This is a genomic window from Thorsellia anophelis DSM 18579, from assembly GCF_900111395.1.
Lineage (GTDB): Bacteria > Pseudomonadota > Gammaproteobacteria > Enterobacterales > Thorselliaceae > Thorsellia > Thorsellia anophelis.
The window spans coordinates 30,095-42,478 of record NZ_FOHV01000002.1 but is presented as its reverse complement, the minus strand read 5'-3'; the positions used below and the strand labels follow the sequence as shown (position 1 = coordinate 42,478).

The following is a 12,384-nucleotide window of genomic DNA, read 5'->3' as shown; positions in this document are numbered from 1 at the left end:
ACGTTTACCTGGAGAAAATATTATGCCTTTATTAGATAGTTTTACAGTTGATCATACACGTATGAATGCCCCTGCGGTAAGAGTTGCTAAAACAATGAATACTCCTAGTGGTGATACCATAACAGTTTTTGATTTACGTTTTTGTGTGCCAAATGATGAAATTTTATCAGAAAAAGGTATCCATACCTTAGAACATCTTTTTGCAGGATTTATGCGCGATCACATTAATAGTTCAGAAGTTGAAGTGATTGATATCTCGCCTATGGGCTGCCGTACTGGATTTTATATGAGCCTAATTGGTGCACCAAATGAATCACAAGTTGCTGAAGCTTGGGTAAAGGCAATGAAAGATGTCTTAAACGTACAAAACCAATCAGAAATTCCTGAACTAAATGAATACCAATGTGGTACTTACGTCATGCATTCTCTCGAAGAAGCACAAGGGATAGCCAAAAATATTATTGAACGTGGTGTGACAGTAAATCGAAATGATGAGTTAGCGCTCAGTGAAGAGCAATTAGCGGCCATCAATAAGCACTAATGATGAGATTGTAATAAGCGAGGCATTGCATTGTGATTAGTCAAATCTTAAATGGGCATGAACAAGGCTTTTGGGTTATAACAGATGGCTCTCAAATATGGCTCAATCAAGGTGAGTTACCACATGGTAAGGCACATGAGTTTAATTTGACTAATTGCGAAGCTTTTGTTGTAGGTGAGTATGGTACATCGCCTGTTTGGTTAGTTACTCAAACCCGATCATCAGGCATGTACTCGCCAAGGCAGTTGCTTGATACAGACATTGAACTATTTCAATTAATTGGGAAAGCAGTTCAATTATCTGAATTTCACACTTCTCATCGATTTTGTGGCTATTGCAGCACAATCATGCATCCTAGCCGCACAGAATGGGCGATGCTGTGTCATAACAAAGCCTGCAGGCAACGCTATTACCCTCAGATTGCCCCCTCAATTATTGTCGCAATTAGGCGAGAAGATAAAATTCTTTTAGCAAAACATACAAAACATCGCAATGATATTTATACCGTCCTTGCTGGCTTTGTGGAAGTTGGAGAACGGGTCGAGCAAGCAGTTAGTCGAGAAGTCAAAGAAGAATGTGGTATCGAGATAAAGAATATACGCTACGTAAGTTCACAACCTTGGCCTTTTCCTCACTCATTAATGCTTGCATTCATGGCGGATTACGCTCAAGGTGAAATACTATGTGATACCAAAGAGATCCTCCATGCAGACTGGTATGATACTCATTCATTACCAAATTTACCTCCGTATGGCACAATTGCAAGAAGATTAATCGAAGATACGCTCGTACTTTGCCGCAACGATAATTAAATGGGTTACCTGAACCCTTTGGATACACCTACTTAAAGGAATATATTCATGTCGAGTACATTAAAAAATGACCGTTATTTAAAAGCATTGCTAAAAGAACCTGTTGATTGCACGCCTGTTTGGATGATGAGACAAGCTGGCCGTTATCTACCTGAATACCGGGAATTAAGGGCACAAGCAGGTGATTTCATGTCGCTTTGCAAAAATCCTGAACTTGCATGCGAAGTAACGTTACAACCTTTAAGGCGCTTTGACTTAGATGCGGCTATCTTATTTTCAGATATTTTAACAATACCCGATGCATTAGGGTTAGGCTTATACTTTAGCACAGGTGAAGGTCCTTGTTTTGAAAGACCCATCCAAAATACAGCCGACATTAATAAATTAGCAGTATTTGATCCTGAAATTGAACTTGGCTATGTAATGGATGCAGTCAGAACTATCAGAACTGCATTAGCAGGCCAAGTCCCTTTGATTGGCTTTTCTGGCAGTCCTTGGACACTTGCAACGTATATGATTGAAGGTGGCAGCAGTAAGGCATTTACCAAAATAAAAAAAATGTGTTATAGCGATCCTGATGCGCTTCATAAGTTATTAGACTTGCTTGCTGATTGTGTTATCGTCTACCTCAATGCTCAAATTAAAGCAGGAGCTCAATCAGTTATGATTTTTGATACCTGGGGTGGCGTGTTAAGTCAAAGCTGTTATCTCGAATTTTCTTTGCGTTACATGCAAAAAATCGTCGATGGTTTGATTCAGTCTCATGAAAATAGAATTGTTCCCGTCACACTTTTCACTAAAAATGGAGGACAGTGGCTTTCCCATATCGCTGCAACAGGTTGTCATGCTGTCGGTATTGATTGGACTACTGAATTAGATACTGCAAGAGCTCAAATTGGGTCACAAGTTAGCTTACAAGGAAATATGGATCCATCAGTACTTTATGCCCCAAAAGAACGCATAGAGAGTGAAGTACAGCGTTTATTAGCACAATATGGCAAAGGTACAGGACATATTTTTAATTTAGGTCATGGAATTCATTTAGATGTTAACCCAGAACACGCGAAGATATTTATTGACGCTGTTCATACTTATTCAAAACCATATCACTTACCTTAACTCATATTTGAAACAAAGAGATTCAATATTATGCTTAAAAATCCATTACAGCTTAGACTTAAAAAACTATCTGAGCCTCAGTTACAACTTTTTATGCTTTCTCTTTGTGAGCGCATGGCAATTAATTTTGAGTTTTTCGCACTGCACACTGAAAATAAAATAGCTAAAGATCAATACAGAAACATATTAAATATCTTATGGGAAAGCTTAATCGTCAAAAACGCACAAATTAATTATGATAAACAATTGGAGAAATTAGAAGAAATCATTCCAAAACAAAGTGATTATGATTTTTACGCTGTCCATCCTGCGATTGACGCCTGTCAAGCATTAAGCGAAGCACTACATGCAAAATTAACTGAAACCTGGCTCGATTATGCACTTTCAATTAGCGAAATTTCAGTCCAAACTGTCGCGAATGTATACTTAACAGAGCATAACTTAGAAATAGATTCGATTGAAGTTAATAATATTGAATCAGTTAAAGATGAATGGGATGCCCAATGGGAGATTTTTAGAGTGATACTAGAAGAACCTTACTCTATCAATCTCGTTAAATCTCTTAAAAAAGAACTCTTTGAAATAGGAGAAAGCAACATAGGTCTATTCTTAAATAAAAATTAATAGTAATGCCTTAACAAAAATCAAGAGGGGAGTTCATATCAAGATTTATTACACCCAATGGTGGTTGCAATGATAAAATATTTAGCCAATCAGCAACTGCCCAAGTACTATTATCTTAGACAGTTATTTAGTGTAGGCTATGGGTCTAACTTTTTAAGTGCTGTTTTAGATACATAAGGTTCAAGTAATTTATTAGCTTCCTCTTGTGCATCTTTTGCCGCTTGTTCTGGAGAGTAATCTGGCTCATTAACCAGACGTTGTATGCGGTTTTCTATTGCTCGTCTTACTGTGACTGTATCATACATTGAATACCAACCTTTGGCATATTGTAGCTGATCTAAAGCAATTTTTGCCTCAGGATTGTCTTGCATAAATTTTTTCATTTCAGGTAAATCATAGGCGCTCTTGCGAGGTGCAAAATAACCCGTTGCTTGGCTCCATCTTGCTGCATTTTCTGGAGATACTAGAAAATTAATGAAAACCCCTGCTGCCTTTTTCTGCTCATCGGTTATTCCTCTGTAGCTAACTAAAGAAGCACCGCCAATTGGTACACCTCTTGTTACTTGCGCAGGCATAAAAGCCACCCCCATTTCAAAATCCTTAGAATTATCTTTCATGAACTTTAGTGCGCCTGTAGACAAAAATGCCATTCCTAATCGGCCTTCAAAAAATGCACTTGATATAGCATTATTATCAAGAACACCGCTTGGCATCACTTCATATTTATAGACAAGATCTCTCCAGAAAGTTAAAGCGCCTATTGTAGAGGGTGCATCATAATAAACTTCACCTGCATAATCAGGGTTATAAAATTGCCCACCATTTGCATAAGTAAGAGAAGCTAATATCCAAGCTGCATAATCGGTATTTATTGTTGGCAACATTATTCCCCATTGATTTTTTTCTTTATTAGTTAATACTTTAGCTACTTGAATAACTTCTTCCCAATTTTGTGGGACAGAAAGACCTGCTTCATTGAGAAGTGTTTTGTTATAATAGAGTAGAGGTGTTGAATTATGAAAAGGAATTGCATAAGCCTTACCACTCACCATTGCATTTGAATGAAGCGCGGCCCAAAATTCATTGGTTAAAAATTCTTCCGCACTCCCTCCTGTTGTATCTATAATTTCTTCCATAGGGTAAATAGAATCACTTATAACAAGGTCGTGAATGTTGTTCGCTGCAGTGATCACAACAGATGGCGAATTCCCAGCTTTTTGTGCAGCAGCGGCTTTCATTTTGGTACTATCATAATCACCTGTGAATATTGGGGTGACATTAATATCATCTTGTGATTCATTAAATTGTTTAGTTAACAAGTTCATCTCTTGAGCAAGTTTACCTTGCACAGGGACAGGAAACATAAAATCAATATCTGTTTTAGCATGAACGGCAGAAACACTAGATAATAAGAGTGTTGAAAAAATAAGTTTTTTAAGCATTTTAACCTCGATTAAATGAGTTAAAGGGATAAATTAAATTAAGAGAATTAGAGCAAAACAATCTAATATCCTCCAATGAATAATAAAAAGTCATACTTTGATTCACTTCTGGTACGTTTTTTTGATTCGGTATTCTAATAATGAGGGATTCATTATCCTGTAGTTGAACATGAAGCAAATACTCTGAGCCAAGCATTTCCCTTCTTTTCACAACACAATCAATTGAATTTAAATTTTTATCGCCATTCATCTGCAAATGAAAATGCTCGGGTCTAAGACCAATAATAATTTTATTTTGTTTAATAATGGGGCTATTGATAGGTATAGAAAATTTGAATCCACTAGTCGAGATAATTTCTTGTTCTTTTATTTCTGCTTGAATGAAATTCATGCCTGGATTACCTATAAAACCGGCTACAAAGGTATTTGAAGGGTAGTGATAGAGCTCTTCAGGACTACCAACTTGGTGAATTTTTCCTTTTTCTAACACCACGATCCTATGGGCCATAGTCATAGCTTCAATTTGGTCATGAGTGACATAAATAGTTGTGGTGCCTAATAACTTTTGCTGCTCAATGATTGATGCTCTCACTTCATTTCTTAGTTTTGCATCAAGATTAGAAAGTGGCTCATCCATTAAAAATGCTTTAGGATTTCTGACGATTGCTCTTGCCATAGCAACACGTTGACGTTGCCCTCCTGAAAGCTGGCGTGGTTTTCTGTCTAATAAATCTGTAAGCTGCAGCATAGGCGCAACTCTCTCTATAGCTTCTGTTTGCTGTTTTTGTGGTAATTTCCTTATTTTCATTCCTAAAAGAATATTTTCTCTTACGGTCATGTGTGGATAAAGCGCATAATTTTGAAATACCATGGCTAAATCTCTGTCTTTAGGGGGTAAATGAGTAACATCTTGACCATCAATTATAATTTTCCCAGAAGTTACATCTTCTAGGCCTGCAAGTATCCTTAACAGAGTGCTTTTACCGCTACCCGATGGCCCGACAAAAGCAATAAACTCACCTTCATTAATTTCTAAATTAATAGAGTGAAGGATTTGCTTATCATCATAATACTTATTAATGTTTTCATAGATAATCGAGTGAGATGCTGATTTTTTCATTAAACTTCACCTGTTTTCGGACAACTAATTACTTTTTGTATTGAAATAGGTAATGTTTGAGGAATGGTTTCACAAAATGATGTTAAACCTTCATTTTGTTTAAAACGATGTAATAAATAGCTGCTGTCAGTTTCAAAAAACCTACCTTCAGAACTAAAAAAATCAGTTAAAAATGTTGTTGCAATTGAAGGAGCTGTCATCAATGACAGTCCATTATGATTTTTAAAGATAGCTCTATGGACATGACCACAACTAATTGCTTTTAAATGAGAAAACTGAGAAACGGCATTGAGCAATTCTTCACCATTAAGACAATAAATAGGATCCATATGAGTATCCCCTGTCAAAAATGGAGGGTGATGCATAAATATCATAGCGGGTTTATCACTGTGTCTTAATGAATCACAAATAAATTCAACTTGATCTTTGTCTAAATAGCCATGAGGTACACCCTTAACGCTTGAGTCAATAAAAATAAGTTTTATGTCAAAATCATCAACAATATAATCTAATTTATCACGTTTTGAACGATGATATTTCCCGCTCGCTACAGTTCTTAAAAAATCACGATCATCATGGTTACCAGGGATAGTAAAAATAGGGCATCTAGATTCATCTAAAAGCCTTTCCAGCATATGATAAGAAGCTTGAGTTCCACAATTAACAGTATCTCCACTGATAACAATACAGCTTAAATCAATAGGCAAACTTTTTAAATAGGCAAAAGCTTTTGCTGTTTGGCTGTTGACATCTAAAAAGTCATACATTCTATGAGTGTCAGAAACGACATGAAGATCAGAAATTTGAGCAATAAACATAAGAGTTCCCTTTTGATTTAACATTATGATTTATTTAAGTTCACTAAAGCCAAAACTTTGAATGAATGTTTTTTGGAATAATAGAAAAATAATAATAAGAGGGGCAGCAATCATCAAGGCTCCAGCCGCAACTAACCCCCAATCAGCCCCAGCTTCTGCGCTTTTTGAAAAACTTGCAAAGCCAACAGTAAGAACTTGATTACTTGGTGAATTTATAACCATGAGCGGCCAAAGATATTCATTCCAATGTGCACTGATACTGACAATTGAAAAAGCGGTTAAAGAGGGTTTTACCATTGGCACAAGAATAATTCTTAAAATTTGCATTAAACTCGCACCATCCATTAAAGCAGCTTCAATATATTCTTTTGGTATAGAGCGAAAGGCTTGTCTCATCAGAAAAGTACCAAAGGCTGAAGCGAAATAGGGAAGCATGATGCCGAATAAAGTATCTAGAAGTCCGACTGATTGTAGTGTAGACATATTAGGTACGATCAACACGGTAGGTATAATTAATAGTTGAACCAAAAAAGCATAAAAAATAAGATTTTTTCCTGGAAACTTAAAGTATGCAAAAACAAAACCGGCCAAAGTAATTGTGACTAATTGACCTGCTAAGGTACCTAAGGTAAAAATAATCGTATTAAGGTATAAGTTACCCCAAGATGCATAAGATAATGCATCAACAAATTTATCCAAATTAGGAAATTGGTTTGGAATTAAGACAGCTAAATAGGGATGTGATAGTTGTAAAGAAGCACTTAGCATCCATAAAAATGGGATTACCCATATCAGAGCAACAATAGAGACTAATACCATGGTTATTAATTTTTTAATGTTCATAGTGAGCCCCTTTTTCCATCGCACCCATATTTATAATCGTTAATACTAGCAAGCATAGAAGTGTTATAATGGTAGCAGCAGATGCTTTACCAAAATCAAAGCTATCTTGAGCCGTTGAGTAGATATAAAATAAAATCACATTCGTTGAATTATTAGGCCCACCGTTTGTCATCATTAAAATATGATCAACTTGAGTAACTGAGTAAATAAGCGCAATGGTTGCTACAAAAGTAATCGTTGGTCTGAGCATTGGTATAGTGACATACCTGAGACATTGAAACTCTGACGCCCCTTCCATCTTAATAGCCTCAAAAGCGTCTTTAGGAACACTTTGCAGTCCAGCTAAGAAAAAAATCATGTAATAACCAGAAAATTTCCAGATCGATAAAATGGATAGTGCAAATAATGCTGAATCTTGGTTCCCTAAAAAATTATTTGCAGAAAGTTTTAAATGATGAGTCAAGTAATAATCGATTAATCCACTGCCAGGCAAAAAAATAAAAATCCATAACCCTGCTGCTGCAACAAGAGGTATAACCGTTGGCATGAAAAAAATTGCCCTAAAACTTCTATTTATTAAAGTAGATTGATTTAATTTTAATGCGAGCAGAAAAGCGATTAAAATACTGATAGGTACAGTAATGATGATGAATTTTAATGTATTCCATAGTGATTGATAGAATACAGGATCGTTAAAAAGCCTTATATAATTAGAAAATCCAGTGTAATACTCCTCACCAACTTTAGTATTTCTGAACTCAAATAGGGAATCATGCAATGCCACCCCAAATGGGAGGTAAGTAAATGAAAATAAAAAAAACAGACTGGGAAATAAAATTAAGTAAGACAAATATCTTTTTTTGTTAAACACGGCATTACTCCTTATATCATTAAAAATAATCATAATTAGAGTATGTTGCATTTATTTTTCAATTAAGTTAATTTTTTATTAAAGCAGGTATAAGATATAGATAAACATCAGAATTTCATAAAATCCTTAAAAAAGGATTACAAATTAGGTTCGGCACTTAATTTTTCTCTAGATGTGTATAAAAAAATAAAAATTTGGCTGAAAATAGGTAATATTACCTACCATCTTTAGGATGCTGAGGTTCTTTAGGAAATGACTAGTTCACGTTAAAGAAGATTAAATTATTAGATTCATTTAATAGAAGTATGACAATCCTTAATTTCGTAAAATATTCATCAAAAGATAGAATAACTAGAGATACCTTTGTAAATAACTAACCATTATTTTCAACATTAATTCTTATTTTTAGAGGAATCTTTGCTGGTATTCTAGATACACCCCTCTCTTTTTAGAAAAATTTTATAAAATTATATATAAACACTTCACTTTTTACCCTTATATAGTCTAAATTATAGCAACTCAAAATACGCTGTCGATTTGTTTTGAGCCATAGCTATACCATTAAACGTTATAATAAGTTGCGTTAGCATACAATAATATAAAAGGATTGATTATGAATAAAACAGAATTAGTTGACTCAGTTGCAGAACAAGCTGGAATAACAAAAGCAGAAGCAAAAAATGCAATTGATTTAACCTTAGCTGCAATAAGTGAAACACTTCAAAAAGGAGATACTGTACAGTTGATTGGTTTTGGTTCATTCAAAGTGAATAATCGACAAGCTCGTACCGGCCGCAACCCCAAAACTGGTGCTGAAATACAAATCCCAGCATCTAAAGTACCAGCGTTTGTCGCAGGAAAGGCATTAAAAGAAGCTGTAAAGTAATCTAAGACTAAGTGAGAGTAAATCATACCTGTTATTTTTTGCTCTTACTTTTTACGATTAACAGTTAATTAAAATCTTGTTTATCTTTGCAGAATTACACCTTATTTGTATTATTTACAAACAATATTGTAACTTTCTTTATGATTGTGAGTACTCTAACTAGCAATTATTACTTCCTAGCACTATAATGCCGCGCAATTTTAACGTTGCAAAGCTAGGAAAACATATGAGCGAAAGTGTAGAAAAATATATTGTCACGTGGGATAACCTACAAATCCATGCAAGAACATTAGCAAAACGCCTACTGCCTGTTTCACAATGGAAAGGTATTATTGCAGTTAGCCGTGGCGGATTAGTGCCTAGTGCACTATTAGCTCGCGAACTTGGTATTCGTCATGTCGATACCATTTGCATCTCTAGCTATGATCACAATCACCAAAGGGACTTGCAAATCATTAAAAAAGCTGAAGGGGATGGTGAGGGTTTCATCGTTGTAGATGACTTAGTCGATAGCGGTAATACTGCAAGAGTCATCAGAGAAATCTATCCTAAAGCTAAATTTGTCACTATTTTTGCAAAACCAGCAGGTGAGCATTTAGTAGATGACTTCGTTCAACCTATTCCTCAAAATACATGGATTGAGCAACCTTGGGATATGGGTGTAAGTTTCATCAAACCAATTTGTGAAGAATAATATGCGTTTGATTTAATCACTAAATGATTAGATGTGCTATTATCCCTGCCAGAATTGATAATCAACTTTAGGGAGGCTGCAACATGGAAATACCTTTACCTTTTGACACTTCAGATTTATGCGACCAATATTATGAAGAGATAAATGTCGTTGACCCGATGTTTGTCAACTTTGGTGGTAGGTCGCATTTCTTTGGTAGAATAACAACTGTAAAATGCTTTGAAGATAATGGTTTACTGTATGAACTCCTCAAAGAAGAAGGTGCAGGCAGAGTATTAATTGTTGATGGCGGTGGTTCTGTTAGAAGAGCATTAATAGATAATAACCTCGCTTTATTAGCCGCTCAAAATAACTGGGAAGGCTTAATTGTGTACGGTGCAATTAGGCATGTAGATGATCTAGCTGAAATTGACATTGGCATACAAGCACTTGCATCTGTTCCTGTTGGCGTTCATGCTGAAGGGATAGGTGAGAGCGATGTTCGTGTCAACTTTGGCGGGGTTACCTTCTTCTCTGATGATTATATTTATGCTGATAATACAGGGATAGTTCATTCTGAAGAGCCATTAGACCTAGAAGATGATGGTTTTTTTACTGAATAATTACCTAGATTAACAGTCTAAGAGCCATTATGAATGTTTATGGCTCTTGACATTTATACCGCTGAAATTGCTGGGTAAGCACGTTTGATAGCTCTAGTAATAAATAATGCAATAACGATTTTAATCATATCTCCTGGTATAAAAATAAGCATGCCAAGCAGTGCTGTTTTAAAACTAGTATCCGTTATCCACATAAGCCATAACAGGCCAAATGTATATACAATACCAATTCCACCTATTAGTAAAATTATAAATTCAATTACTAAATTAAGTCTACTGCGTAGTATTTGATAACTCAGCCCAATGAAGAACGCTGATACTATCCATCCATAAATAAACCCTGCTGTCGGGCCTAAAAAAACTGCGATTCCATACCGACCACCAGAAAGCAAAGGGAGCCCAATCGCAACTAAAAGACAAAATAACAATATTGACAGAGCGCCTCTTTTAGCCCCTAATATCGATCCTGCTAGCATTGGACCTAATGACTGCGCAGTAATAGGAATGGCAATAAAAGATAACGTAACCGGTGGAAAAACCCCCAAAGCAGCCATAAAAGCTGTGAATAATGCTATATAAACAATGTCTTTTGTATGCATCACATCCTCTGTTTCAGTTAAGTCTGCTATTAAAATAATAATTTATTTGATTTTAATGATTTCTACTTGGTTTTATCTTCCAAGCTTAGTGGTTCACAGTCATACCCTCTGGCATCAAGTGCTTGTGTCAATTCCTCAGCTGTTTTAAACATGAGTACAAGTGATGGAATAATAATAGCAAATATATTCCTACCAGCACCTCTAACAGATTGAGCCTCTCTGACTCTTGAGGTAATTTCAAATAATAATGGGATAAAGCGAATTGCAAGCGATATACTTAAACTGATTTTTTTCGGATTCACCCCAAATCTTTTTATAAAAGAAAGAGCTTTTTCGACAGTATCAATCATGTCACTGATACGAGTAGTCAATGTGAAAATCGTTGCAAAAATCAATACTGCAGAGAGTCGGATACAAATTGTCAGGGCAACGATTAAAGTATTATTGAAAAAATGGAGAATAAATAACACGATCAAAAAAAACACACTTCTTTTTACTAATTGAGTAAAATGGATTGCAGGCAATTGACAACCAATATATAAACCTATTGATAGCGCTAAACTTATTATACTAATCATTAGAGAAGGAAAAATGAATATTCCACTCGTTATTGCTATAAGCATAAACAATTTAATACCAGGCTTAAGCTGATGTAAAAACGAATTTCCTGGGGAATAGACAGAGATAATCATGTCATCAACGCCTCATAAAACGCTAACGCTTCTTTAGGTTTACCATCGTACTTAACTTGACCTTCATCAAGTACAATAATGCGGTCAAAATGAGCTAGAAATTGAAGATCATGTGACACAACAATAGCTGATTGTTCAAGTGTTTGAATCGTTTTTTCAATAAGGCGTTTATTCCTTAAATCTAGTAATGTAGTCGGCTCATCAAAAATGATATATTTTGGTTGCATGGCTATTACACCTGCTATGGCTAATAATTGCTTTTGTCCTCCACTTAATAAATAAGCAGGATGATCTCTAAACTCCCATAAACCATACCGTTTTAGTATTAACTCTGTTGTAGCGAATCGGGTAGACTTATCCATGCCTTGGTTTTTCAAGCCAAAAGCAAAGTCTTCTGCTACTGTTGGCATAACAATCTGATTATCGGGGTTTTGGAAAACAAATCCGACTTGTTGCCGTACTTGTTTTTTATTTTTCTTAGTTAGGAGATCATCTACCCATACTTCACCACTAGTCGGCAATAGAAGTGCATTGATTAATCTAATCATAGAACTTTTTCCGCCACCATTACACCCTATAATACCAATACGTGATTCACTAAGGGTTAAATTAATCTCTTTCAGAATAGGGTTATTATCAAAAGATAAGCTGACCTCTTTAAATTCAATCATCATTTTTCCAAATTACTGTTAAAAAGCTTGGTCAAGCACATTGCACACTC

15 protein-coding genes are annotated in these 12,384 nt (G+C 35.4%); 7 read left to right on the top strand and 8 right to left on the bottom strand.

Annotation, left to right across the window (positions count from 1 at the left end; translation table 11 throughout):
* The first annotated feature begins 22 nt into the window (after window positions 1-22).
* From luxS to BMW37_RS01390, 4 genes are read left to right on the top strand one after another with little or no spacing between them, the layout of a single operon-like run.
* Window positions 23-541: an S-ribosylhomocysteine lyase gene (gene luxS, locus BMW37_RS01405; RefSeq protein WP_093317060.1), complete on the top strand. Its 519-nt coding sequence runs from the start codon at window positions 23-25 to the stop codon at window positions 539-541.
* Window positions 542-576: 35 nt separating this feature from the next.
* Entirely contained in the window at window positions 577-1,353 is a 777-nt protein-coding gene (nudC, locus tag BMW37_RS01400) for an NAD(+) diphosphatase (RefSeq protein ID WP_093317425.1), read from the top strand.
* 48 nt (window positions 1,354-1,401) lie between these two features.
* Window positions 1,402-2,472, top strand: coding sequence for a uroporphyrinogen decarboxylase (gene hemE, locus BMW37_RS01395; protein WP_093317057.1), 1,071 nt, complete (start codon window positions 1,402-1,404; stop codon window positions 2,470-2,472).
* A gap of 30 nt (window positions 2,473-2,502) precedes the next feature.
* Window positions 2,503-3,096 (top strand): YjaG family protein, encoded by a 594-nt coding sequence (locus tag BMW37_RS01390; RefSeq protein ID WP_093317054.1) that lies wholly within the window; start codon window positions 2,503-2,505, stop codon window positions 3,094-3,096.
* Between the two features lie 137 nt (window positions 3,097-3,233).
* Here the strand turns inward: BMW37_RS01390 and BMW37_RS01385 are convergent, their stop codons facing one another.
* The 5 genes from BMW37_RS01385 to BMW37_RS01365 are packed head-to-tail and all read right to left on the bottom strand — an operon-like array spanning window position 3,234 to window position 8,223.
* On the bottom strand, window positions 3,234-4,538 hold the full coding sequence (locus BMW37_RS01385; protein ID WP_093317051.1) for an ABC transporter substrate-binding protein: 1,305 nt from the start codon (window positions 4,536-4,538) through the stop codon (window positions 3,234-3,236).
* A gap of 1 nt (window position 4,539) precedes the next feature.
* Window positions 4,540-5,658, bottom strand: a complete 1,119-nt coding sequence (locus BMW37_RS01380; protein ID WP_093317048.1) for an ABC transporter ATP-binding protein — start codon at window positions 5,656-5,658, stop codon at window positions 4,540-4,542.
* Window positions 5,658-6,476 (bottom strand): metallophosphoesterase, encoded by an 819-nt coding sequence (locus BMW37_RS01375; protein WP_177168551.1) that lies wholly within the window; start codon window positions 6,474-6,476, stop codon window positions 5,658-5,660. Before BMW37_RS01375 ends, BMW37_RS01380 begins: the two co-directional genes overlap by 1 nt.
* Before the next feature lie 30 nt (window positions 6,477-6,506).
* A complete protein-coding gene (locus BMW37_RS01370; protein WP_093317042.1) occupies window positions 6,507-7,319 on the bottom strand; it encodes a carbohydrate ABC transporter permease in 813 nt (270 codons plus the stop codon).
* Window positions 7,309-8,223, bottom strand: a complete 915-nt coding sequence (locus tag BMW37_RS01365; protein ID WP_093317422.1) for a carbohydrate ABC transporter permease — start codon at window positions 8,221-8,223, stop codon at window positions 7,309-7,311. Before BMW37_RS01365 ends, BMW37_RS01370 begins: the two co-directional genes overlap by 11 nt.
* A 580-nt stretch (window positions 8,224-8,803) precedes the next feature.
* Here BMW37_RS01365 and BMW37_RS01360 point away from each other — a divergent pair.
* The 3 genes from BMW37_RS01360 to rraA all read left to right on the top strand — a co-directional run bounded on the left by BMW37_RS01360 (window position 8,804) and on the right by rraA (window position 10,372).
* Complete coding sequence (locus BMW37_RS01360) at window positions 8,804-9,076, top strand: HU family DNA-binding protein (RefSeq protein ID WP_093317039.1); 273 nt, start codon at window positions 8,804-8,806, stop codon at window positions 9,074-9,076.
* A gap of 226 nt (window positions 9,077-9,302) precedes the next feature.
* Entirely contained in the window at window positions 9,303-9,770 is a 468-nt protein-coding gene (gene gpt, locus BMW37_RS01355; protein WP_093317036.1) for a xanthine phosphoribosyltransferase, read from the top strand.
* Between the two features lie 83 nt (window positions 9,771-9,853).
* On the top strand, window positions 9,854-10,372 hold the full coding sequence (gene rraA, locus BMW37_RS01350; protein ID WP_093317033.1) for a ribonuclease E activity regulator RraA: 519 nt from the start codon (window positions 9,854-9,856) through the stop codon (window positions 10,370-10,372).
* Between the two features lie 53 nt (window positions 10,373-10,425).
* Here rraA and BMW37_RS01345 read toward each other — a convergent pair whose 3' ends face one another.
* From BMW37_RS01345 to BMW37_RS01335, 3 genes are all read right to left on the bottom strand, one after another.
* A complete protein-coding gene (locus BMW37_RS01345; protein ID WP_093317030.1) occupies window positions 10,426-10,971 on the bottom strand; it encodes a biotin transporter BioY in 546 nt (181 codons plus the stop codon).
* Window positions 10,972-11,033: 62 nt separating this feature from the next.
* Entirely contained in the window at window positions 11,034-11,663 is a 630-nt protein-coding gene (locus BMW37_RS01340) for an energy-coupling factor transporter transmembrane component T family protein (RefSeq protein ID WP_093317027.1), read from the bottom strand.
* Window positions 11,660-12,334: an energy-coupling factor ABC transporter ATP-binding protein gene (locus tag BMW37_RS01335; RefSeq protein ID WP_093317024.1), complete on the bottom strand. Its 675-nt coding sequence runs from the start codon at window positions 12,332-12,334 to the stop codon at window positions 11,660-11,662. The genes BMW37_RS01340 and BMW37_RS01335 overlap by 4 nt, the downstream gene beginning before the upstream one ends.
* Window positions 12,335-12,384: the final 50 nt, after the last annotated feature.